We start from the raw sequence: 23,134 nt of genomic DNA, 5'->3' as shown, positions 1-23,134 counted from the left end.
GATCTCAGGATCGGGCGATGGCAGCGAGAGTTCCTGCCGTCACGGTGAGAAGATCCGCCGGTGCCAGTTCGATATCGAAGCCGCGGCGCCCGCCGGAGACGAATACCGTTGGATGCGAAACGAGGGAGTCGTCGAGCACGGTGCGAAGCCGTGTCTTCTGGCCGATCGGGCTGATGCCGCCGACGACGTAACCGGTCTTCCGTTCGGCGAGCGCCGGATCAGCCATCGACGCCCGCTTGGCACCGACGGCAGCGGCGAGTGCCTTGAGATCGAGCTGCGCCGTCACCGGGACGACGGCGACGACGAGAGCGCCGTCGATGTCGGCGAGCAGCGTCTTGAACACCCGGTCCGGGTCCACTCCAAGAGCGTCGGCCGCCTCGAGGCCATAGCTTGCCGCTCCTGCCTGATGGGCATACGGATGCTCGGTGAACGCGACTCCGCGCGCCGACAGCGCTGCCGTCGCCGGCGTACCCGCACCGTTCTTCTTCGCCACGACCGTGCCCCCGGTTTCAGTCCCCGGACACAGCCCGGAACAACAGCATCGATGTGGACTGCACTGCCAGGGTGTCGCCGGGAGCGAACGACCTGATCTCGGCGAGCGGAGTCTCGTCGTCACTGCGCCAGAGCAACTCGTAGCGCTCGACCCCGTCATGTGCGGGCAGGGTCACCGTGAGGGTCGACTCGACGCCGTGGACGATGAGCAGGATCCGGTTGAACTCCTCGACCTCCGGTGTGCTCGCCGCGACGTACTGGAGGGTTCGGTTTCGCGCACTCGTCCAGTCGTGGTCACTCATGGTGTTGCCGGACTGGTCATACCAGTCCATCTGGCTCGAGCTCGGCACTGTCTCACCCGGGCGGCCGAACCGCACGGGCCGAAGGGCAGGGTTCTCACGACGCAGCTGGAGAAGCCTTCGCGCGTGCGCATGGAGGTTGTGCTGCCACTTGTCGACCGCGAAACTCAGCCACGTCAGTTCGGAGTCGTGGCAGTACGCATTGTTGTTCCCGCGCTGGGTCCTGCCGTATTCATCTCCTGCGGTCATCATGGGCACGCCGGCAGACAGGAGGAGGGTTCCGAGGAGGTTCCTCATCGCCTTGCGGCGCGTGGCGAGGATGAACTCATCGGCGGTGGGACCTTCCGCGCCGTGATTGAACGACCGGTTATTGTCGGTGCCGTCGCGGTTCGACTCGCCGTTGCCGACGTTGTGCTTCACGTCGTAGGAGACGAGGTCGGCGAGGGTGAAACCGTCGTGCGCGGTGACGAGGTTGACGGATGCCAGGGGCCCGCGCTCAGCAGAGAACGTGTTCGACGACCCGGCGAGTCGGGTGGCGAAGCCGCCGACGCCGACGGGCGCTGTGCTTGCCCTGCGGGCGTAGTCCACGTCGGAGAGCCAGAAGTTCCTCACCCTGTCGCGGTAACGGTCGTTCCAGTCGATCCAGCCGACGGGAAAGTTTCCGGTCTGCCACCCGCCCATCCCGACATCCCACGGTTCCGAAATCATCTTCACTCCGGCGAGCTCCGGGTCCGAGATGATCTCGGTGAGCAGCGGGTGCTCCGGGGTGAACTCGTGGGTGGCGTCACGCCCGAGGGTCACGGCAAGGTCGAACCGGAATCCATCAACCTGAACCTCATTGGCCCAATAGCGCAGGGAGTCCATCACGAGGCGATGGGCGGCGGGATGCGACGTGTCGAGGCTGTTTCCACAGCCAGTGACATCGATGTAGTCGCCACTCTCGGTCTGGCGGTAGTAGGCGTCGTTGTCGAGCCCGCGGAGGCTCGTGGTCGGCCCGCCCCTGCCCTCTTCAGCCGTGTGGTTGTAGACGACATCGAGGATGACCTCGAGCCCGGCTTCGTGGAGCAGCCGCACCATTCCCTTGAATTCGCGGAGGATGGCATCCGGTCCCGCCGCCTGCGCGGCCTTCGACGCATACGGCGCGTGAGGGGTGAAGAAGTTGAGGGTGTTGTATCCCCAGTAGTTTGTGAGCCCCTGCCGGATGAGCCGTTGTTCCGAAACGAACGCGTGCACGGGCAGCAACTCAACCGTCGTGACCCCGAGGTCCTTCAGATAGCCGATGGTCGATTCGTGGGCGAGACCCGCGTAGCTGCCGCGGAGTGCCTCGGGAACGTGCCGGTTGAGCTTCGATAAGCCCTTGGCATGGGCTTCGTAAATGACCGTTCGGTCGAGGGGAACCGCCGGCTTCGCGACATTGCCCCAGTCGAAGCTCGTGTCGGCGACGGCGGAACGGAACTGCCCGGCGGCGACCCGCACGAGTCCCTTCGCGTAAGGGTCGATGAGCAGGTTGCCTGGATTGAACGCCGAGGTCGGCGTCGATTCGCCCGACGCCTTGATCGCGTACCGGGTTCCTGTCTTGAGAGAGCGCGACCGGCCGATCCAGATCGAACCCTGCGTCTTCTGCATGGTCACTGTTTTGGTGACCCAGTTCGGGTCGGTGTCGTCAAAGATCACCAGCTCCATCGCATCGGCACTGGCCGAGTAGACCCGGAGTTCACCACCGTGCGAGGTGAGCCGTACGCCGAGGTCGTGCAGGGAATCGGCAGGGGTCATGCGTTCTAGAGTAGTTTGTGCGCAGATCGCGCGTTGACAGGCACGAGAGGAGCACGATGGCCGTCTATCTGGACCACGCGGCGACGACTCCGATGCTGCCGGAAGCGATCACCGCGTATGCCGACGCACTCAGCGTCGTCGGCAACCCGGCATCGATCCACTCGCAGGGGCAGGCCTCGAAACGGATGCTGGAGGAGGCACGCGAGCAGATCGCAGCGACCCTCGGGTGCGACCCAATCGAGGTCGTCCTCACGTCGGGAGGCACCGAAGCGGTCAACCTCGCGCTCAAGGGACTGTGGTGGTCGCGCAACCGCGACGCCACCCGGCCGGTGATCCTCGCTCCCGGCGGAGAGCACCACGCCACCCTCGACACGCTCGAGTGGCTGGAGCAGCACGAGGGTGCCGAGATCGGCTGGCTCCCTCTCGACGAGAACGGGCTGCTCCACCCGGGTGTTGTTGATTCGGCGCTCCAGGCCTACGGCGACCGCGTGGCGCTCGTCACCCTGTTGTGGGCGAACAACGAAGTGGGCACGATCGAGCCGGTCACCGAGATCTCGGCGCTCGCCGCAAAGCACGGCGTTCCCGTGCACGTTGACGCTGTCGCCGCCTACGGCTATCTCGAGACGGATTTCGGGGCGGTGCGCGCCGAATCCGGGAGCACGGGTGCCGCCGGTCTCGTCGCGATGAGCGTCTCCGCCCACAAGGTCGGCGGCCCGGTCGGTGTCGGGGCCCTCGTCCTCTCGCGATCCGCCAAGGTCGAGCCCCTCCTGCACGGTGGCGGCCAGCAGCGACAGGTGAGATCCGGAACCCAGGACGTCGCTGGCGCGGTGTCGTTCGCTGTCGCCGCTCGGCATGCGGCAGCGCATCGGAAGGCAGAAGCCGTTCGCCTCGCGAATCTCCGCGACCGCCTGATCAACGGCATCCTCTCGACGGTTCCCGCGGCCCGGCTGAGCGGCCCCGCCGGCGACGGGAGGCTCCCCGGCAATGTTCACGTCGCCGTCGCCGGATGCGAGGGAGACTCGCTCCTGTTCCTGCTCGACATGGCCGGTGTCTCGGTCTCGACCGGGTCGGCCTGCCAGGCCGGGATCCCAGAACCGTCGCACGTGCTCCGGGCGATGGGCAGAAGCGAGATCGAAGCGAGGGGAGCGCTGCGCGTCACCCTGGGCCACACGACGACCGACGAGGACGTCGACGCCTTGCTTGCCGCCCTTCCTGCAGCGTACGAGCAGGCATCCCGGGCCGGCTTCGCCGACCGAACGACAACGCTCGGCCACTAAAGACGCAGAGAGCGTACAGCCAGCGGCGCGTACACTTCTCGGGTGAAGGTTTTAGCAGCAATGTCAGGCGGAGTCGACTCCGCGGTCGCCGCAGCACGAGCGGTCGAAGCGGGGCACGAGGTCGTCGGAGTGCACCTCGCCCTCAGCCGGATGCCGGGCACCCTCCGCACCGGCAGTCGAGGCTGCTGCACGATCGAGGATTCGATGGACGCGCAACGCGCGGCAAACATCATCGGGATCCCGTACTACGTCTGGGACTTCTCGGAGCGGTTCAAGCTCGACGTCGTCGACGACTTCATCGCGGAATATGCGGCGGGCCGCACACCGAACCCGTGCATGCGCTGCAACGAGAAGATCAAGTTCGCCGCCCTGCTCGAGAAGGCGATCGACCTCGGTTTCGACGCGGTCTGCACCGGTCACTATGCGACGATCGAGACGGATGCCGCCGGAAACCGCGAACTGCACCGCGCGAGTGCGTGGGCCAAGGACCAGAGTTACGTGCTCGGTGTGCTGACGGCGGAGCAGATCGCGCACTCCATGTTCCCGCTCGGCGCAACGCCGTCGAAGGCCGAGGTACGGGCCGAGGCGGCCGAGCGCGGCTTCAGCGTCGCCAACAAGCCCGACAGTCACGACATCTGCTTCATCCCCGACGGCGACACCCGCGGCTGGCTCGCGGAACGCGTCGGCGCCGAGAAGGGCCAGATCCTCGACCGTGAGGGGTCCGTTGTCGGATCCCACGAGGGCGCGGCAGCGTTCACCGTCGGCCAGCGCCGCGGCCTGAATCTCGGCGTGCCGGACCCGGGCGGGCGCCCCCGGTTCGTGCTCGAGGTACGGCCGAAGACCAATGAGGTCGTCGTTGGACCCAAGGAAGCCCTCGCCATCGATGAGATCGCCGGTTCCCGGTTCACCTGGGCAGGACTCGCGCCGGAGCGTCCTGACGTCCCGTTCGATTGCGACGTGCAGATCCGTGCCCACGCCGACCCCGTTCCTGCCGTCGCTGTGGTCCAGCCTCACGCTGAGACCGGGGAACCCGAGCTCATGATCCGCCCGGGCACCCCGCTCGACGGTGTCGCACCCGGCCAGACCGCCGTCGTCTACGTCGGCACGCGCGTTCTCGGACAGTGCACCATCGACCGCACCGTCAGCGCCGTTCCCGTCTCCGCCTGAACTCACGCAACCCCTCCGATCGTGTCGGAGGGGTTCCCTAGACTGAGCGAGTGACAGAGAGCATCGAGAGCACCGCACAGTCAACTCCGAAAGACCTCGAGAAGGCTGCCGCAGAGGCGGACACCCTGACCACCCGCATCCTCGAGCTGCGCGACGCGTACTACGAGCAGGATGCCTCGCTCGTCTCGGACGCCGAGTATGACGCCATGATGCGCCGGCTCGAACTTCTCGAGCACCACTTTCCCGAGCTTCAGAGCCAGGACAGCCCGACCCAGACCGTCGGCGGCCGGGCACAGGCGACACTGTTCGACCCGGTCGTCCACGCCGAGCGGATGCTCAGCCTCGACAACGTCTTCTCGGCCGAAGAACTGAGGGGGTGGAGCGAGCGTGTCGAACGGTCGTCCGGTCGCTCGGTGCACTACCTGACCGAGCTGAAGATCGACGGGCTCGCCGTGAACCTGCGCTACGAGAACGGCAGGCTGGTCAGCGCAGCGACGCGGGGCGACGGTGTCGTCGGTGAAGACGTGACCGAGAACGTCGCGGCCATCAAGTCGATCCCGAAGAAGCTCGCCGGTTCCGGCCACCCGGCGCGAGTCGAAGTGCGGGGCGAGATCTTCTTTCCTGTCGAATCTTTCCGAGAGCTCAACGAACAGCAACTCGCTGCGGGCGAGAAGGTTTTCGCCAACCCCAGGAACGCTGCGAGCGGCAGCCTCCGCCAGAAGGCCGAGAGTAAGAATGCCGCGCAGTTGAAACTCATGGAGAACCGGCTCAGCCGGCTCCGGATGCTCGTCCACGGAATCGGCGCCTGGCCCGACCCGCCCGTCGCCGCCCAGTCCGAGGTCTACGAACTCCTCGCCGGATGGGGGCTTCCGACCTCGAGCCATTACCGCGTCTTCGAGGACATCGATGGCGTTCTCGGATTCATCGAGCACTTCGGCGAGAACCGGGCGAGCGTCGAGCACGAGATCGACGGCATCGTCATCAAGATCGACGAACTCGCCCTCCACGACGAACTCGGCGCGACCAGCAGGGCACCCCGATGGGCGACAGCATTCAAGTATCCGCCCGAGCAGGTGAACACCAAGCTCCTCGACATCGTGGTGAGCGTCGGCCGTACCGGCCGCGCAACACCGTTCGCGCAGGTCGAGCCCGTGCGGGTCGCCGGATCAACGGTGAGCCAGGCGACGCTGCACAACCAGGACGTCGTCAAGGCCAAGGGAGTGCTCATCGGTGACACGGTCGTTCTGCGTAAGGCAGGCGACGTCATCCCCGAGATCCTTGGCCCCGTCGTCGAACTTCGAGACGGCACAGAGCGGGCTTTCGTGATGCCAGAAGGCTGCCCGTCCTGTGGAACGACGCTGCGCCCGGCGAAAGAGGGCGACAAGGACCTCCGCTGCCCGAATTCCCGGTCCTGCCCCGCGCAGGTGCGTGGCCGAGTCGAACACGTCGGCTCCCGGGGAGCGCTCGATATCGAGGGACTCGGCGAGGTCGCCGCCGCTGCGCTCACCCAGCCGCTCGGGCCAGCGCCGGCCCCGCTCGCCGACGAGAACGGCGATGTGTCCGAAGCCGGGTTGTTCGACCTCACGATCGAAGATCTCTTCCCGGTGACGGTGACGGTGATCGACGTCGAAACCGGGATGCCGAAGGTCGGGCCAGAGGGCGAACCGAAGCGCGTGACGCCCTTCCGCCGACGCCGCAACGCCAGAACCGATGGCGCGTTCGACCCCGAAGCCGCGGAGTTCACCGGCGACGAGACATCCGTCCCGTCCAAGGGAGCGATCGAACTTCTCCAGAACCTGCAGGGCGCGAAGACCAAGCCGCTCTGGCGGATTCTTGTCTCGCTCAACATCCGGCACGTCGGTCCCGTCGCCGCACGAGCACTCGCCGACTACTTCGGGTCGCTCGACGCGATCCGCTCCGCCACCCGCGAGCAGCTCGCCGAGACAGAGGGCGTCGGTGCGATCATCGCCGACGCCGTGCTGGATTGGTTCGAGGTCGACTGGCATCGCGACATCGTCGGCCGGTGGGAGCGGGCCGGTGTGCAGTTCGCCACCCCGGGGCATCCGGGTCCCGGCGCCGCCGCGCAGGCGGGCGGCGTGCTCGCGGGCATCACCGTCGTCGCTACCGGATCACTCGAGGGATTCACCCGGGAGGGTGCCCAGGAGGCCATCCTCGCTGCCGGCGGCAAAGCGGCGTCGAGCGTATCGAAGAAGACGGACTTCGTCGCAGCGGGGCCGGGCGCCGGATCGAAACTCGGCAAGGCCGAAGAGCTGGGCCTGCGGATCATCGACGCAGCACAGTTCGCGCTCCTCGTGACACAGGGGCCGGCGGCGCTCGACGACACGGAGTGATCCGTTCGCGCCGTGCTCGTTCGCTAACGGTTGCGCGATCGCGTCGACTGCAGCCGGAAACGACCGCGCAAGCGTTCGGGGTCAGCGCGTGAGGTCTCCTGTGCGACCGGTCTCTTTCTGCAGGAGCTGGTCGCGCACCTGCTTGCGGAGAACCTTGCCGATGAGGGAGGTGGGCAGCGCCTCAATGGCGACGATGCGGCGAGGAACCTTGTACGGCGTCAGGTTGTCTCGCGCAAACTGGCGAATCGACTCGCGGTCGAGTTTCTCACCCGGCTCCAGCACGACGGCGGCGACCACGTCCTCGCCGGAGTGGGCGCTCGGCATCCCAACGACGGCAACGTCCCGAATCGCGGGGTGCTGCCGCAGGGCGTTCTCCACCTCGGTCGGAGCAACGTTGAAACCGCCGGTGATGATGAGTTCCTTGATCCTGTCGACGATGCTGACGAAGCCGTCGCCATCCATCGTCACGATGTCGCCGGTGCGGAACCAGCCGCCGTCGACGAACACCTCGCTCGTCTCGTCAGGCTTGCGGTAGTACCCGGAGAACACCTGCGGTCCACGCACGATCAGCTCACCCGGAGATCCCTGCTCGACGTCGACGGTCGGGCTCTCGGGGTCGACGACTCGCGCCTCGGTGCTGGGGAGCGGCAAGCCGACCGTTCCGGGCTTGCGCTGATCCGACACCGGGTTCGCCATGAGAACCGGCGAGCACTCGCTCAGGCCATAGCCCTCGATGAGGTAACCACCGGTCGCTTCTTCGAATGGCACGACCAACTCGTGGGGGAGTGCCATAGCACCCGTGATCCCGATCTCGAGCCCCTGAAGTGAGACGCCGGTCTCTTTCGCCCGGGCGAGCAGTCGATCGGCGATGGGAGGGACGGCCGGCAGGAACGTCGGTGGATTCTTCTTTGCTGCTTTGAGGACGAGGTCCGGATCGAACTTGGGGAACAGCACGAGTCTCGCCCCGAGGCTCATCGCGAATGTGACGCACAGGGTGAGGCCGTAGGCGTGGAACATCGGGAGCACTGCGTGCACCGTGCAGCCGGCGTGCTTGATGGTCGGCGTCCAGGCCCGTGCCTGAACGGCGTTCGCGAGCAGGTTTGCGTGGGTGAGCACTGCACCCTTGGGGGAGCCCGTCGTGCCGGACGTGTACTGCAGGATCGCGACATCCGTCGATTCGGGACCCGGATGAGCCGGATCGAGCGTCCGCGACGAGCTCAGGGTCGACCAGGGAATCGTGTTCCGAACCGGGGCGGTGAGTGCTTCGCGGGACTCGCGTGCCTTCGCGATCGGCAGGGTGAGAGCGACGCGCATACCGAACGGCATCGAGCGCGTGATGTCGACCGAGATGAGAGAGGAAACAGCGATGTCCTCGGGGAAGTCCTGAACTGTCGCGATGACCTTGTTCCACACGATGGCGACCTGGGCGCCGTGGTCCTCGAACTGGTGGCGCAGTTCGCGCGGCGTGTAGAGAGGGTTGTGTTCGACGACGATTGCGCCGAGCCGGAGGATCGCGTAGAACGCAACGATGTGTTCCGGGCAGTTCGGGAGGACGATGGCGACGCGGTCGCCCTTGGACACTCCACGGGCCCGCAGGCCCTCGGCGACCCGGAGGATGGCGTGCTGCAGCTGGCGGTACGTCGTGGTCGCACCGAAGAATTCGAGTGCCACCTGGCCCGGGTAGTGTTCCGCCGACCCGTCCACGAGATCACCGAGCGTCCCGTGTTGTTCCGGAATGTCGGTCGGGACGTTTGCTGCATAGCTGGCCAGCCAGGGACGCGGAGAAGTGTCGGTCACTTGTCCCACTCTAATCCCGCGCCCGGGAGCCCGGTGAGCGCCCAATAGAATGGGGGCACACCCCAGTACTTAACGACGGAGACCTATGTCTGAAATTTCTGAGGAGCAGGTGGCGCATCTGGCGAACCTCGCCCGCATTGCCCTCACTCCCCAAGAGATCTCGAGTCTGACGACCGAGCTTGACCAAATCGTCGACAGCATCGCCAAGGTGCAGCAGGTCGCGACACCGGACGTTCCGGCGACGAGCCACCCGGTTCCGCTCGCGAACGTCTTCCGCCCCGACGTCGTCGGCGAGACGCTGACCATCGAAGAGGCGCTGAAGAACGCCCCCGAGCACGCCGACAACCGGTTCAAGGTCTCGGCGATCCTGGGGGAGGAGCAGTAATGGTTGACATCATCCGGCTCACCGCCGCCGAGCTGTCCGAGAAGCTCAGCTCCCGTGAGATCAGCGCCGTCGAAGCGACACAGGCGCACCTCGACCGGATCGCCGACGTCGACACCGACGTCCACGCTTTCCTCCACGTCTCCGATTCCGCGCTCGACACCGCGCGGAGCATCGATGAACGCCGTGCCTCCGGCGAAGAGCTCGGCCCGCTCGCCGGCATCCCGCTCGCCGTCAAGGACGTGCTCGTCACGACCGACATGCCATCGACATCCGGCAGCCGGATCCTCGAGGGGTACATGTCCCCGTTCGACGCGACGGTCGTGAAGCGCTCCCGCGAAGCCGGGCTCGTCCTCATCGGCAAGACCAACATGGACGAGTTCGCGATGGGCTCATCCACCGAACACTCCGCGTACGGTCCCACTCGTAACCCCTGGGACCTCGGCCGGATCCCCGGCGGTTCCGGCGGAGGCTCCGCCGCCGCCGTCGCCGCGTTTGAGGCGCCCCTCGCGCTCGGCAGCGACACCGGCGGATCGATCCGTCAGCCCGCCCACGTCACCGGAACGGTCGGGGTGAAGCCCACCTACGGCGCCGTCAGCCGCTACGGTGCGATCGCCCTCGCGTCGAGCCTCGACCAGGTCGGTCCGGTCACCCGCACCGTGCTCGACGCCGGGCTTCTGCAGGACGTCATCGGCGGGCACGACCCGTTCGACTCCACGTCGCTCACCGACATCTGGCCATCGATGGCGGATGCCGCCCGCGAGGGTGCCCGAGGCGACGTGCTCAAGGGACTCAAGGTCGGCGTCGTACGCGAACTGTCCGGCGAGGGATTCCAGGCGGGAGTGCAGAGCCGGTTCGATGAGACCGTCGCGCTGCTCCAGAAGCAGGGCGCCGAAGTCGTCGAGGTCAGTGCCCCGCACTTCGAGTACGCCGTCTCGGCCTACTACCTCATCCTCCCCGCCGAGGCGTCGTCCAACCTCGCCAAGTTCGACTCCGTACGCTTCGGCATGCGCGTGCAGCCCGAGGGCGGCGGAACGGTCGAGCAAGTCATGGCGGCGACGCGCGAGGCCGGATTCGGCCCCGAGGTCAAGCGCCGGATCATCCTCGGCACCTACGCGCTCAGCGCCGGTTACTACGACGCCTACTACGGCAGCGCCCAGAAGGTCCGCACGCTCATCCAGCGCGACTTCGACGCCGCATTCGCGCAGGTCGACGTGCTGATCAGCCCGAGCGCGCCGACAACGGCATTCAAGTTCGGCGAGAAGCTCGAAGACCCGATGGCGATGTACCTCAACGACATCGCGACGATCCCGGCGAACCTCGCCGGAATCCCCGGCATCAGCGTTCCGATCGGGCTCGCTCCCGAGGACGGGCTGCCGGTTGGTCTGCAGATCATGGCGCCGGTGCGTGAAGACGCCAGGCTCTACCGCGTCGGCGCGGCAATCGAAGCACTGCTCGAAGCGCAGTGGGGCTCCACCCTGATTTCGCGCGCTCCAGCCCTGGGAGGCAAATAATGGCTAAAGACGCCCTGATGGACTACGACAAGGCGCTCGAGCTTTTCGAGCCGGTACTCGGTTTCGAGGTCCACGTCGAACTCAACACCAAGACCAAGATGTTCTCGCACGCACCGAACGGGTTCGGTTCGGACGCCAACACGAACGTTTCACCGGTGTGCCTCGGTCTCCCTGGAGCGCTCCCGGTGGTCAACGAACAGGCCGTGCGGTACTCGATCAGCCTCGGGCTCGCTCTCGGCTGTTCAATCGCCCCGTCGTCCCGCTTCGCCCGCAAGAACTACTTCTACCCGGACCTGGCGAAGAACTACCAAATCTCGCAGTACGACGAGCCGATCGCGTTCGGCGGTTCCGTCGATGTCGAGCTGCCGAACGGGCGCCTCGTCACGGTGTCGATCGAACGCGCCCACATGGAGGAGGACGCGGGCAAGCTGACCCACGTCGGCGGATCGACCGGGCGTATCCAGGGCGCGGAATACTCGCTCGTCGACTACAACCGCGCCGGTGTGCCCCTCGTCGAGATCGTTACCGACATCATCTACGGCGCAGAAGCGGATGCTCCGGAGCTCGCGAAAGCGTACGTCGCGACCATCCGTGACATCGTGACGAGCCTCGGGATCTCCGACGCGAAAATGGAGCGCGGCAACCTGCGCTGCGACGCCAACATCTCGCTCCGCCCGCGGACGCCGGAGGGTCAGCCGTCTGCCCCGCTCGGAACCAGGACGGAAACGAAGAATGTGAACTCACTGCGTTCCGTTGAACGTGCCATCCGTTACGAGATCCAGCGCCAGGCCGCGATCCTCGCCGACGGTGGAACAATCACCCAGGAGACTCGCCACTGGCACGAAGACACCGGTCGCACGAGTGCCGGGCGCCCCAAGAGCGATGCAGACGACTACCGGTACTTTCCGGAACCCGACCTGCTGCCCGTCCAGCCGAGTCTTGAGCTCATCGAGGAACTGCGCGCCGCGCTTCCCGAGCCGCCCGCCGCGCGCCGCCGCAGGCTCAAGGCAGAGTGGGGCTTCACCGACCTCGAGTTCCAGGACGTCGTCAACGGCGGACTGCTCGTCGAGATCAGCGAAACGGTCGCCGCCGGTGCCTCACCCGCCGCTGCCCGCAAGTGGTGGACCGGTGAAATCAGCCGGGTCGCGAACGTGCAGGGAGTCGAGGCGTCCGCTCTCGTGTCTCCCGAGAACGTCGCTGCCCTTGCCGGGCTCGTCGAAGACGGCACCCTGACCGACAAGCTCGCCCGCCAGGTCCTCGAAGGAGTCATCGCCGGCGAAGGAACACCGCAGGAGGTCGTTGACGCCCGCGGTCTCGCCGTTGTCTCTGACGACGGAGCCCTCGTCGCCGCGATCGACGACGCCCTCGCCTCCCAGCCGGATGTCCTCGCAAAGATCCGCGATGGCAAGGTCCAGGCTGCCGGTGCCGTCATCGGTGCTGTCATGAAGGCCATGAAGGGGCAGGCGGACGCAGCTCGCGTCCGTGAGCTCGTCCTGGAGCGCGCGAACAGCTGACCAGGTACGGATGCGACCGCGTGGCTGAGTAGTCGCCGAGCGGTCGCATCCGTTCTCTTCTCAGTTCCTGCGCTCGGCGGTACGATGCTGCCATGCTCGTGGAGGGCTCGATCCGCTGGCAGATCACTGAGGACTGTCCCTGGGATCTGCTCCTCGCGCTTGCCTTCCGCGACCTCGCCGGCCTGGCTGACGACTGTGCCGAACAAATTCCCCCGATCGAGCCCGCGCTCCCGCCGGTGGATCTTGCCGGGATAAACAGGGAAGCCCTCGCCGCTCAATGGCGCGGCTGGTGGACGGGTATCGTTCCCCGAGCCACCCGACCCTTCATCAGTCAGGTCCGTCCGCCCCACTTCGAGGTCTTCGACCGTGCCCTCGACCTTCAGGAACTCGTCTATCGCAGTTACGACCAGGCGATGAACTGGGCCGAGCAACGCCACAAGGAGTACCTCCGCGCTGTCGCCGCCCGGGAGCATCCACTCGCTGATGCCTACTCGCTTGTCCAGCGGCGGCAGTTCGAACTCCGGAGGCAAACCGGGTCTTTCCGCCTCGACCTCGAGGTTCTGCCCGTGCAGGGGAGAGGTGCGTGGGTGGTTGCACCAGACACCGTGATCATCAGCGAGAACCTGCGTGACGATCCAGAGGCATTCCGGGAGTGGCTGAAGCCCGTCGTCATCGCGCTCGTCTGATCCGCCGGATTTAGCTCAAACCTTCGAACCATACGACGCGGCAGCCGTCGGAACACTCGAACGCGCATCGCGACTGCGGTGCCGGGCTGTGGGAGAATCGATGTCATGAGCAAACAGGACGGCAGCGGGCGACAAGTCTCCGCCGTCAACGACGAGGGCGCGTCGATCCTGCACATCGATATGGACGCGTTCTTCGCATCGGTGGAATTGCTCGATCATCCCGAACTGCGAGGTAAGCCGGTCATCATCGGGCATGCCGAAGGTCGTTCCGTCGTGACCAGCGCCACCTATGAGGCCCGCCGGTTCGGAGTCTCCGCGGCCATGCCTGTGTCGAAGGCTCTGCGGCTGTGCCCGCAGGCCATCGTTCTTCCTCCGCACCACGAGCGGTACACCCACTACTCGCGCCAGGTCATCGGCATCTTCCGTGATGCAACACCGCTTGTCGAACCGCTCAGCATCGACGAAGCATTTCTCGACGTCTCCGGCGCCCGTCGACTGCTCGGCTCGCCTGCCCAGGTCGGCCAGCTGATCCGGGAACGAGTGCAGCGGGAGACAGGGCTCACCTGTTCCGTTGGAGCCGCGGCGACGAAGTTCGTCGCGAAGGTCGCATCCGGCCGGGCGAAGCCCGATGGGTTGCTCGTGATCCCGCCCGCCGAGACGCTCGCCTTCCTGCACCCGCTGCCGATCCGCGCGTTGTGGGGTGTCGGAGCCAAGACCGAGGAATCGCTGCTGCGGATCGGCCTGCACACCGTCGGCGATGTCGCCGACGCCCCGCTCGCGACACTGCGCAAATCGGTGGGGGATGCCACGGCGGTGAAACTGCACGAACTGGCGCACGGTCGCGACGCCCGATCCGTCGTGACCGCGACGGCTGAGAAGAGCATCGGCCACGAGGTCACCTTCCACGATGACGTCACAGATGCAGCGCGGTTGCGGCTGGAACTGCTTCGCCTCTCCGACCAGGTCGCCGTTCGCCTGCGGAAGGCCGGCTTCCTCGCGCGCACGGTCGCCATCAAAGTACGTTTCGATGACTTCACCACTCTGACGCGGTCGCACACTCTGTCCGAGCCGTCGAACGTCGGGCGCAGGCTCTACGAGGAGGCGAACGACCTGTTCACCGCGCTTCGGGTCGACGGGCGTCCGGTACGCCTGGTCGGCGTGCGCGCTGAACAGCTCGTCGACGGCGACGAGCGGATGGCAGCCCTGTGGGATCCGGATGAGGAATGGCGAGACGCCGAGACCACCATCGACTCTCTTCGCGCACGCTTTGGCGGTGCTGCGGTGCGTCGCGCGTCGATGCTGACCCGCCGTAGCGGTGAGACAGCGGGCGGTACGCGCGCACCGCGGGACTAGGGATCGCGACAACCCCGTGGCGCGGCCCGGCGAAGGCCGATAGCGTTGCGGCATGACAAAACTTGCGCTGGAACTTGCTGACTCATTCAAAGCTGTCGGGGTGACGACCGTGTACGGCGACCCGGTAGACGTCGACGGCGAGAAGCTCGTACCCGTTGCGCTCGCCTGGTACGGCTTCGGTGCCGGTGAGGCGGAGGGCGAGGGCGACACGTCGTCCAAGACCGTCTCCGGCAACGGCGCCGGCTCAGGCGGTGGCGGCGGTGGCTTCGCGCTTCCGATCGGCGCATACATCAAGACGCGGGAAGGGCTTCGCTTCGAACCGAACATCGTCTCGCTCGTCGCGGTCGGGATTCCTTTCGTCTGGGTCGTCGGCAAAGCGTTGTCTTTCGTCATCCGTGCGCTGAAGAAGTAGTTCTCGCCTAGACTGGCGGTAGTAACACGGGAGTCCGGTGAACCGGGCTGAGAGGAAGATTCCGTAATCTTCGACCGTCGAACCTGATCTGGATAATGCCAGCGCAGGGAGGCAAACTATCTCACTACCCGTGCCCAATCGAAAGGGCGCGTTTCGTGCATTCATCAACTACAACAACTGACTCCGATTCATCCACCACAGCGACAAAGCCGCGAACAAAGCGGAACCTCCGCTGGCGGGTCGTCGACATCGTCGTTGCCAGCGTCATCGGCGTGGCATCCGGAGTCATCTTCTGGGCGTGGGGGCTCGCCTGGGGTCCGCTCAGTGCAGCTCTGTCCTTCACCCCGGGCCTCGGCGGTCTACTGGCCGGCGGTTGGCTCTTCGCCGGTGTTCTCGGCGGACTCATCATCCGCAAGCCGGGAGCCGCGATCTACACGGAGCTGGTCGCTGCCGCCGTCTCCGCCCTGATCGGTACGGTCTGGGGCTTTGAAACCCTGATCTGGGGTCTCGTGCAGGGCATCGGAGCGGAGATCATCTTCGCTCTCTTCTTCTACGCCAACTGGCGGATTGGGGTCGCGCTGCTCGCTGGCGCCGGCACCGGCCTCGCGGTCGGTCTTCTCGACACGACGTTCACCAGCTACGCCGCCCTCGACGTCGCTGCGAAAACGACGTACATCGTCAGCGCCATCGTGTCTGGCACCGTCATCGCCGGACTGCTCTCGTGGTTCGCTGTTCGCGGTCTTGCCGCGACCGGCGCGCTCAGCCGGTTCGCCTCGGGCCGTTCGGCCAAGACGGTCTCAGCAGCCGGGAACCCATGACCGACGGATTCGGCTCCGGCTCAGTCCCTGGCGCGCGCATCCGCGCCAGGGGCTGGGGTTGGCGTCACGCCGGCCGCGGAACACCCGCGGTATCGTCGCTCGACCTCGACATCGAACCGGGGGAGCGAGTGCTGCTTCTCGGTGCATCCGGAGCCGGCAAATCAACGTTGATGCAGGCGATGGCCGGCGTTCTCGGCGGTGACGAAGAGGGAGATGAATTCGGTTCGCTTCTCCTCGACGGGCGGCGGCCAGCGGATGCCCGTGGCCGGGCTGGTCTGGTGCTGCAGGACCCGGACTCGCAGATCGTCCTGGCACGAATCGGTGACGATGTCGCCTTCGCGCCGGAGAACCTCGGTGTGCCCCGCGACGAGATCTGGAGACGCGTGCGGTGGGCGCTCTCAGCCGTCGGACTCGACCTGCCCCTCGACCATTCGTCGTCCGAACTGTCCGGTGGGCAGAAACAGAGACTCGCCCTGGCGAGCGTTCTCGCCATGCAGCCCGGACTACTCCTCCTCGATGAGCCGACGGCCAACCTCGACCCTGATGGTGTCCGCGAAATCCGTGACACCGTCGATCGCGTGGTTGCAAACACCGGGGCGACCCTCGTCGTTGTCGAACATCGGGTGGCGGTGTGGCGCGACATCGTCGACCGCGTGGTCGTCCTCGATCCGTCGGGAGGGGTCCTCGCCGACGGCACACCGCACGTGGTTCTCGAGCGTGAGGGCCCGCGGCTTGCTGCCGCAGGAGTGTGGGTTCCCGGAATCCCGCCGCGTGTTGCCGACCGACCGCACCGCACGACGGGCGGTGCGGATCTCCTCGTCGCTTCTGACCTCACGGTTGGCAGGACGCCGTTCGCATCGAAACAGCCGTTCGTCGCGGCATCCGGGATCGACGTCACGCTCGCGGAGGGAACCGGTCTCGCCCTCACCGGGCCGAATGGAGCGGGCAAATCGACGCTGGCTCTGACCCTCGCCGGACTGCTGGAACCCGTCGACGGCTCGCTTCGGGCGACAGGCCCTCTCGCTCGCGGCCTCACCGGGGCGCCGTTCCGGTGGAAATCACGGGACCTGCTCACCCGGCTCGGCACGGTCTTCCAAGACCCCGAACACCAGTTCCTGGCCGCCACAGTTCGCCGTGAGTTGGCCATCGGCCCTCACGCTCTCAAACTGCCGCTGCGCGACGTCGACGCACGCGTCGACGAGCTTTTGCAGCGGCTGCGGCTCGATCACCTCGCCGACGCCAATCCCTTCACACTCTCCGGCGGAGAAAAGAGGCGATTGTCGGTCGCGACGGTACTCGCTGCGCGCCCGCAGGTCCTTCTTCTCGACGAGCCGACGTTCGGACAGGACGCCGTCACCTGGGGTGAACTCGTCTCGCTCCTGGGTGAACTCGTGGACGAGGGCCGTTCGGTCGTCACGGTTACCCACGACCGTGCGCTCGTCACGGCGTTCGCCGACCGGGAGCTGGCTCTCGGGTCGACCTCCGGGGTTCCGGCATGACCGCGCTGATGCCGGAGATCCGGGATTCCGCGGTCGCCCGCGTGAATCCGATCGCCAAGTTGGCCGTTGCGGTATTCCTCAGCATCACTCTGCTGCTCTCGATCGACGTGGTCTCGGCATCCGTCGCTCTCGTGCTCGTGGGAATCCTCCTGTTCTGGTCGGGCCTCGACGCCCGCCAGTTCTGGCTGCGGACGTCACCGCTCTGGCTTGCAGCGCCGTTCGCCGGGCTCACCACGGTGCTCTACGGGGAGGATTCCGGGGCCCTGCTGTTCGAGTGGGGGTTGGTGTCGATCACCGAGGGGTCGCTCGGCCTCGGACTGTCGATCACACTTCGCGTGCTCGCGATCGGGTTGCCGAGCATCGTGTTGTTCGCGACGACCGATCCGACGGACCTCGCCGATGGTCTCGGGCAGGTCCTGAGGCTGCCGTCGCGTTTCGTTCTCGGGGGACTGGCCGGGATGCGCATGATCGGGCTCTTCATCGACGACTGGCGCGCGCTCGGCCAAGCGAGACGGGCACGGGGTGTGGGTGACGCTCACGTCCTCGTTCGGCTGGGTACGCAGGCGTTCGCACTGCTCGTACTCGCGATCCGCCGCGGCAGCAAACTGGCGACCGCCATGGAGGCGAAAGGCTTCGGCTCGGATACGCCGAGAACCTGGGCCCGGCCGTCGACGTTCGGTGGGCCGGAGATCGTCCTCATCGGCATCGGCCTGATCATCGCAGCGGCATCCGTCACGGCGGCTGTCCTCGCTGGAACCTGGAACTTCATTCTTGACTGACGAAACCGGTGCAGAGCCAGACGCAATCGGCGTGAGCATCGAGGATGCCGTCGGTCGCATTCTCGAACTGTGCACCCGCGAAATCGAAACGGTTATCGTCGACGGGCCAAGCGGTGCAGGCAAATCCACGCTGGCGAACGCCCTGGTGCTCGCGTGGCCGGGGGCGCTCAGCCTGGTTCGGATGGACAACGTGTATCCCGGCTGGGGCGGGCTGGCTGCAGGGAGCCGTCACGTGCATGACGCCCTGCTCGAACCGAGACAGCGTTCGGCGCCTTCTCGCTGGCAGCGACACGATTGGGAGAGTGGAAAAGCAGCGGAGTGGCACTCCGTGCCCGCGGACCATTCGCTTCTCCTCGAAGGATGTGGCGCGCTGTCTCGGCGCAACGCGTCGCTCGCGACGGTGCGGATCTGGCTGGACGCCGATGACGAGGAACGCAAGCGGCGGGCGCTCGCTCGCGACGAGGGGGGCTTCGACGCCCACTGGGATGAATGGCAGGAGCAGTTCGAGCAGTTCGTGGCCGCAGAAGACCCGGCGTCGGGTGCAGACGTGCGGCTAAGGTTACCGTAGCGGGAGTGGCATCAGCTCAGAACGAGTCGATCAGGGCGCCGATGACCGCGCCGGGATTCGAGAGCCGCCAGAACACCCCTGGGTCGTGCAGACTGGCGCCGAGTTTGAGCGAGATCGGTCGTTTATCTCCCGACCCGTCGTCGACGAGGATCGTCCCGACCCGGGTACCGGCTCCCGCGATCGTCACGGGGTCGGTGTCAACGGTGATGTCTGGAGTCACCTGACCCCAGCGCGGCTTTTCCGGCGAGAGCCCTGCCAGTCCGTCGGCGGTGTCACCCCACGCGGTTGTGAACGTCACAACCGGTGTTCCCTCAGTGAGCGCCGGCGCCGCGGAGACACCCGCCGTCGCGCTGTCGACGAAGGCGTTCATGGCAGCATCCAGGCTGTCCCAGTCGGGCTGCCCCACGATCGCGCCATACGCCCGGAAGGGTTCATCGGCACCCTCGACCGGGATGTCGAGTCCGAACTGGAGGCAGATGCCGGCCGCATCCGTGTAGCTCCGCGAAATGCCGGTCACACCGCGCTCGGGCAGGTAGGTGGTCGTGTTCTCGATGCCTCGGCGGCTGGGGAGTCCGGTCACCGGCTCGGCGAGCACCGAGGCGATGGCGGGGGTTTCGAGGGCGATGGCCGAGAGCCGGGCAAGATCAGCCGCTGTTCCGACGCTCCCATCGCTCAGGCCGGTGGTGTCGACCACGGTGGTGTCGGTGAGACCTTGTTCGGCCAGCCACGCGTTCGCGGCGACGAGGTAGTCGTCGACGGATCCGAACGCCCAGCGGGCGAGAGTGTCGGCATGATTGTTGCTGGAGCCGAGCAGCATCGCCTGGAGCATTTCGCGCTCTGACCAGGCGTCAGCGGTATACGCGCTGACCGTTCGGGTACCGGCCCTCTGGTATTCGAGGTAGGCCAGATAGTCCTCGCTCGTGATCGGGACGGTCTGCCCCGGAGAGTCTGCACCGAGCGGATGCTTATCGAGCACCACGAGAGCCGTGATCGTTTTCGTGATGCTCGCCATGGGAACAGGGTCCGTACTGCCCGAGGTCGCGAAAGGAGCGGCTGTTGCCGACTCGGTCACGGCACTGGCACCGTCGGCAGGCAGCGCTGGTGGAACGGCCGGGTCTGTCTCGGCGAGGGCAACGCGAGTGACGGATACCGCCGGTAACGGACCCACGAGCGTGGCAGGTCCGTAGACCCCGACTCCGAGGATGACGATGGTCCCGGCGACGATACCAATTCCGCGAGCTACACCCATTGCCTGCCCTCGAAATTCGTCACGGCCTCAGGCTAACCCGGGGAAGGGGAAACGCCCGTCAGCCCCAGCCGAGTGCGTGTAATTCGTCGTCGTCGATTCCGTAGAAGTGAGCGATCTCGTGCACAAGGGTTACGTGAATCTGCTCACGGAGGTGGTCGGCATCCTCTGCCATCGCGAGAAGAGGGTCGCGGTAGATGCTGATCATGTCGGGAAGCTCACCGAAACCGTACTGGTCGCGGTCGGTGAGGGCGACTCCGTGGTACAGACCGAGCAAATCAAGCGACCCGTCCTCGGGGAGATCCTCGATGACGATCGCGACGTTGACCAGTCCCTCGACCATGTTGTCCGGGAGCGCATCGAATACTTCGCCGACGAGCGCTTCGAAGGTGTCGGCATCCATGTCGATCATGTGAGGGAACCGATCTGCTACTTGGGGTGAGTAACGGGGCTTGAACCCGCGACCTTGCCTTGGGCTCCGCACCACAACCAGGCGCTCATTCTACTTGGGGTGAGTAACGGGGCTTGAACCCGCGACCTTGCCTTTGGGCTCCGCACCACAACCAGGCGCTCATTCTACTTGGGGTGAGTAACGGGGCTTGAACCCGCGACCTTGCCTTGGGCTCCGCACCACAACCAGGCGCTCATTCTACTTGGGGTGAGTAACGGGGCTTGAACCCGCGACCTCCTGGACCACAACCAGGCGCTCTACCAACTGAGCTATACCCACCATGCGCAACTCTCGGCCGGGGCCGAACATTGCAACCCTGAAAGTCTATTACAAAGTTTGGCTGTAGTTGTCCACCACGGTCGCGGCAACGATCTTCGCTTCGTCGGAGCTCGGGCCGGGCAGCGGGACGAACGCAGCCTGCCGGTAGTACGCGAGCTCCCGGATGGACTCGAGGATATCGGCGAGGGCACGGTGGCCGCCGTCTTTCGCCGGAGCGTTGAAGTAGATGCGCGGGTACCAGCGGCGTGCCAGCTCTTTGATCGACGACACGTCGACGTTGCGGTAGTGCAAATGAGCGTCCAGGCGAGGCATGAACTTGGCGAGGAACGCCCGGTCGGTGCCGATCGAGTTACCAGCGAGCGGAGCCTTCTGCTCATCCGGGACGTGGCTGAGGATGTACTCGAGAGCCTGGAACTCAGCGTCAGCGAGGCTGACACCATTCGGGATCTCCTCCAGAAGGCCCGACGAGCGGTGCATGTTCGTCACGAAATCGCCCATGTTCTCCAGCGCGGAGGCATCCGGCTTGATGACGATGCTGATTCCCTCGTCGACGGGTTTCAGATCGAAATCGGTGACGACGACGGCGATCTCCACCAGCTCATCGACAGCGAGGTCGAGCCCGGTCATTTCGCAGTCGATCCATACCAGGCGGTCGCTCACATTACTCATGCCCCCAATGCTACTGGCGACCAGCGACGCTCCAGCCCGCCCCTGCGGCTGCGGTATCCTGAAAGCTGCCCGCCTCCGTAGCTCAGGGGATAGAGCAGGAGCCTTCTAATCTCTTGGTCGCAGGTTCGAATCCTGCCGGGGGCACTCTGTCAGCGGTCTCGCGGTGCTTCTCATCTCTTGGTCGCAGGTTCGAATCCTGCCGGGGGCACCTCATAAACACAAAGGAATGCGTAACAGCGACAGCCGCGCTCATAGCAACAGTCATAGCAGCGCCCATGGGAATCGGGCCGGGCATACCCGATTCTGTCTGGGCATTCTCATCCACTCCCAGCGGCTGTTCTCCAGCCTGAACGGTGAGGATGGTGAGATGAACCCATCTTCTGGCCGCCGCCATCCCGCTCCGATCCCCGCAGGACCCGGGCAGGAGTCGGTCTGGGACTATCCGCGGCCGCCCCGGGTGGAGTCGTCGCCAGATCGCATCACCATCCGGTTCGGAGGTGCCGTGATCGCGCAGTCCGAGCGCGCGGTGCGAGTCCTGGAGACAAGCCATCCGCCGGTGTACTACGTTCCCATCGATGACTTCGTTGCTGGCACGCTCACACCAGTGAGCCGGTCGACGTGGTGTGAATTCAAGGGGGAGGCGGCGTACTTCACCGTGACCTCAGGTGATTCAGCGGTGGAGCGCGGCGCATGGAACTACCCGTCGCCGCGCCCGGGCTTCGAATCTCTGGCCGGAATGGTCGCGGTGTATCCCGGACTGATGGACTCCTGCGAGGCCGGGGACGAGACTGTCCAGCCGCAAGAGGGCGACTTCTACGGAGGCTGGGTGACCTCGCGGATCGTTGGTCCGTTCAAGGGCGCTCCGGGAACGATGGGCTGGTAGGAGCAGTTCCGCGGTGAGGAAACACCGTCGTCATATGGTCACGGTAGGTTAACGCCATGCGACAGCTTCAGAAGCAGATCATCGAAGAACTGGGTGTCCAGTCGAGTATCGACGCAGCCGCAGAGGTCTCGCGGCGCGTCGACTTCCTCGCCGACTATGTCCGGACCACGAGAACCAAGGGACTTGTGCTCGGAATCAGCGGCGGCCAGGATTCGACCCTCGCTGGCCGGTTGTGCCAGCTCGCGGTCGAAAAGCTCGCGGCGGAAGGAACGGACGCAACCTTCATCGCCGTTCGACTGCCATACGCGGTGCAGCACGACGAGAAGGATGCACAGCTTGCCCTGGACTTCATTCATCCCAGCCGGACGATCACCTTCAACGTGCACTCAGCTGTTGACGCCGTCGAAGACGAATACGCCGCCGTCGCTGGTGGGCCGCTGACCGACTTCCATAAAGGCAACGTCAAAGCTCGAACCCGGATGATCGCGCAATACGCCATCGCGGGCGAAGAAGGATGCCTCGTCGTCGGCACCGATCACGCGGCCGAAGCGGTGACCGGCTTCTACACGAAGTACGGTGACGGCGGAGCCGACCTGCTGCCTCTGAGCGGGCTATCCAAGCGACAGGGACGGCAGGTGCTCGAGTACCTCGATTGCCCGGAGTGGTTGCGCGAGAAGCCGCCGACAGCAGACCTGCTCGATCACAAGCCGGGTCAAACCGACGAGACGGACCTCGGGCTGGAGTACGAGGACATCGATGACTATCTCGAGGGGAAAGACCCCGACGATGGCGTCGCCGCTGCGATCGAATCACGCTTCCTGGCGACGCGGCACAAGCGGACCATGCCGGTCACTCCGACAGACACCTGGTGGCGGGACTGACCCATCCCGACCAAGAAAGAAGCGGTGCCGCATATATGCGGCAC

The 23,134-nt window shown here is 65.8% G+C and carries 21 protein-coding genes, 2 tRNA genes and 1 riboswitch; of the genes, 16 read left to right on the top strand and 7 right to left on the bottom strand.

Annotated elements, in window-relative coordinates; all coding sequences use genetic code 11:
• Positions 1-4 precede the first annotated feature (4 nt).
• Together ybaK and glgX are read right to left on the bottom strand one after the other, a co-directional pair.
• The gene (ybaK, locus tag ACWA1Q_RS08590) at positions 5-493 is read right to left on the bottom strand and encodes a Cys-tRNA(Pro) deacylase (RefSeq protein WP_463756649.1); all 489 of its coding nucleotides are present in this window, start codon (positions 491-493) and stop codon (positions 5-7) included.
• 16 nt (positions 494-509) lie between these two features.
• Positions 510-2,564: a glycogen debranching protein GlgX gene (glgX, locus tag ACWA1Q_RS08585; RefSeq protein WP_463756648.1), complete on the bottom strand. Its 2,055-nt coding sequence runs from the start codon at positions 2,562-2,564 to the stop codon at positions 510-512.
• A gap of 56 nt (positions 2,565-2,620) precedes the next feature.
• Here glgX and ACWA1Q_RS08580 point away from each other — a divergent pair, with 56 nt between their 5' ends.
• Genes ACWA1Q_RS08580 through ligA form a run of 3 tightly spaced genes read left to right on the top strand, consistent with a single transcriptional unit; the run spans position 2,621 to position 7,359 of the window.
• Positions 2,621-3,841 (top strand): cysteine desulfurase family protein, encoded by a 1,221-nt coding sequence (locus tag ACWA1Q_RS08580; RefSeq protein ID WP_463756647.1) that lies wholly within the window; start codon positions 2,621-2,623, stop codon positions 3,839-3,841.
• A gap of 42 nt (positions 3,842-3,883) precedes the next feature.
• The gene (mnmA, locus tag ACWA1Q_RS08575) at positions 3,884-5,008 is read left to right on the top strand and encodes a tRNA 2-thiouridine(34) synthase MnmA (RefSeq protein ID WP_463756645.1); all 1,125 of its coding nucleotides are present in this window, start codon (positions 3,884-3,886) and stop codon (positions 5,006-5,008) included.
• Positions 5,009-5,058: 50 nt separating this feature from the next.
• Positions 5,059-7,359, top strand: a complete 2,301-nt coding sequence (gene ligA, locus ACWA1Q_RS08570) for an NAD-dependent DNA ligase LigA (protein ID WP_463756643.1) — start codon at positions 5,059-5,061, stop codon at positions 7,357-7,359.
• Between the two features lie 81 nt (positions 7,360-7,440).
• Here the strand turns inward: ligA and ACWA1Q_RS08565 are convergent, their stop codons facing one another.
• The gene (locus tag ACWA1Q_RS08565) at positions 7,441-9,156 is read right to left on the bottom strand and encodes a long-chain-fatty-acid--CoA ligase (protein WP_463756641.1); all 1,716 of its coding nucleotides are present in this window, start codon (positions 9,154-9,156) and stop codon (positions 7,441-7,443) included.
• A gap of 85 nt (positions 9,157-9,241) precedes the next feature.
• Between ACWA1Q_RS08565 and gatC the strand changes: the two genes are divergently transcribed.
• The 10 genes from gatC (at position 9,242) to ACWA1Q_RS08515 (ending at position 18,681) form a co-directional block, all read left to right on the top strand.
• Complete coding sequence (gatC, locus tag ACWA1Q_RS08560; protein WP_463756639.1) at positions 9,242-9,541, top strand: Asp-tRNA(Asn)/Glu-tRNA(Gln) amidotransferase subunit GatC; 300 nt, start codon at positions 9,242-9,244, stop codon at positions 9,539-9,541.
• On the top strand, positions 9,541-11,052 hold the full coding sequence (gene gatA / locus ACWA1Q_RS08555) for an Asp-tRNA(Asn)/Glu-tRNA(Gln) amidotransferase subunit GatA (RefSeq protein WP_463756637.1): 1,512 nt from the start codon (positions 9,541-9,543) through the stop codon (positions 11,050-11,052). Before gatC ends, gatA begins: the two co-directional genes overlap by 1 nt.
• Positions 11,052-12,566 (top strand): Asp-tRNA(Asn)/Glu-tRNA(Gln) amidotransferase subunit GatB, encoded by a 1,515-nt coding sequence (gene gatB, locus ACWA1Q_RS08550; RefSeq protein ID WP_463756635.1) that lies wholly within the window; start codon positions 11,052-11,054, stop codon positions 12,564-12,566. Before gatA ends, gatB begins: the two co-directional genes overlap by 1 nt.
• A 92-nt stretch (positions 12,567-12,658) precedes the next feature.
• On the top strand, positions 12,659-13,252 hold the full coding sequence (locus tag ACWA1Q_RS08545; protein ID WP_463756634.1) for a hypothetical protein: 594 nt from the start codon (positions 12,659-12,661) through the stop codon (positions 13,250-13,252).
• A 105-nt stretch (positions 13,253-13,357) separates the two neighbouring features.
• Positions 13,358-14,605: a DNA polymerase IV gene (locus ACWA1Q_RS08540; protein ID WP_463756632.1), complete on the top strand. Its 1,248-nt coding sequence runs from the start codon at positions 13,358-13,360 to the stop codon at positions 14,603-14,605.
• A gap of 52 nt (positions 14,606-14,657) precedes the next feature.
• A complete protein-coding gene (locus ACWA1Q_RS08535; RefSeq protein ID WP_463756631.1) occupies positions 14,658-15,017 on the top strand; it encodes a hypothetical protein in 360 nt (119 codons plus the stop codon).
• Between the two features lie 16 nt (positions 15,018-15,033).
• Positions 15,034-15,144: riboswitch (TPP riboswitch) on the top strand.
• 28 nt (positions 15,145-15,172) lie between these two features.
• Positions 15,173-15,835, top strand: coding sequence for an ECF transporter S component (locus ACWA1Q_RS08530; protein WP_463756629.1), 663 nt, complete (start codon positions 15,173-15,175; stop codon positions 15,833-15,835).
• A complete protein-coding gene (locus ACWA1Q_RS08525; protein WP_463756628.1) occupies positions 15,832-17,334 on the top strand; it encodes an ABC transporter ATP-binding protein in 1,503 nt (500 codons plus the stop codon). The genes ACWA1Q_RS08530 and ACWA1Q_RS08525 overlap by 4 nt, the downstream gene beginning before the upstream one ends.
• Positions 17,331-18,113 carry an energy-coupling factor transporter transmembrane component T family protein gene (locus ACWA1Q_RS08520; RefSeq protein ID WP_463756626.1) on the top strand — a complete coding sequence of 261 codons (783 nt, stop codon included), beginning with the start codon at positions 17,331-17,333 and terminating at the stop codon, positions 18,111-18,113. Before ACWA1Q_RS08525 ends, ACWA1Q_RS08520 begins: the two co-directional genes overlap by 4 nt.
• Positions 18,106-18,681, top strand: coding sequence for a nucleoside/nucleotide kinase family protein (locus ACWA1Q_RS08515; RefSeq protein ID WP_463756624.1), 576 nt, complete (start codon positions 18,106-18,108; stop codon positions 18,679-18,681). Before ACWA1Q_RS08520 ends, ACWA1Q_RS08515 begins: the two co-directional genes overlap by 8 nt.
• A 16-nt stretch (positions 18,682-18,697) precedes the next feature.
• Here the strand turns inward: ACWA1Q_RS08515 and ACWA1Q_RS08510 are convergent, their stop codons facing one another.
• The 4 genes from ACWA1Q_RS08510 to orn all read right to left on the bottom strand — a co-directional run bounded on the left by ACWA1Q_RS08510 (position 18,698) and on the right by orn (position 21,326).
• Entirely contained in the window at positions 18,698-19,930 is a 1,233-nt protein-coding gene (locus ACWA1Q_RS08510; protein ID WP_463756622.1) for a D-alanyl-D-alanine carboxypeptidase family protein, read from the bottom strand.
• 58 nt (positions 19,931-19,988) lie between these two features.
• The gene (locus tag ACWA1Q_RS08505) at positions 19,989-20,339 is read right to left on the bottom strand and encodes a metallopeptidase family protein (RefSeq protein ID WP_463756621.1); all 351 of its coding nucleotides are present in this window, start codon (positions 20,337-20,339) and stop codon (positions 19,989-19,991) included.
• A 242-nt stretch (positions 20,340-20,581) separates the two neighbouring features.
• Positions 20,582-20,657: transfer RNA gene (locus ACWA1Q_RS08500), tRNA-His, on the bottom strand.
• Between the two features lie 48 nt (positions 20,658-20,705).
• Positions 20,706-21,326, bottom strand: coding sequence for an oligoribonuclease (gene orn, locus ACWA1Q_RS08495; RefSeq protein ID WP_463756619.1), 621 nt, complete (start codon positions 21,324-21,326; stop codon positions 20,706-20,708).
• Between the two features lie 71 nt (positions 21,327-21,397).
• Here orn and ACWA1Q_RS08490 point away from each other — a divergent pair.
• The 3 genes from ACWA1Q_RS08490 (at position 21,398) to nadE (ending at position 23,090) form a co-directional block, all read left to right on the top strand.
• Positions 21,398-21,470, top strand: a tRNA-Arg gene (locus ACWA1Q_RS08490).
• A gap of 223 nt (positions 21,471-21,693) precedes the next feature.
• Positions 21,694-22,209, top strand: coding sequence for a DUF427 domain-containing protein (locus ACWA1Q_RS08485; protein ID WP_463756618.1), 516 nt, complete (start codon positions 21,694-21,696; stop codon positions 22,207-22,209).
• A gap of 56 nt (positions 22,210-22,265) precedes the next feature.
• Positions 22,266-23,090, top strand: coding sequence for an ammonia-dependent NAD(+) synthetase (gene nadE / locus ACWA1Q_RS08480; RefSeq protein ID WP_463756616.1), 825 nt, complete (start codon positions 22,266-22,268; stop codon positions 23,088-23,090).
• The last annotated feature ends 44 nt before the right edge of the window (positions 23,091-23,134 follow it).

It is taken from the genome of Mycetocola sp. TRD_SC_2 (assembly GCF_055361225.1).
The sequence above is the reverse complement of the archived record's forward strand: the minus strand, read 5'-3'. Positions and strand labels throughout refer to the sequence as shown.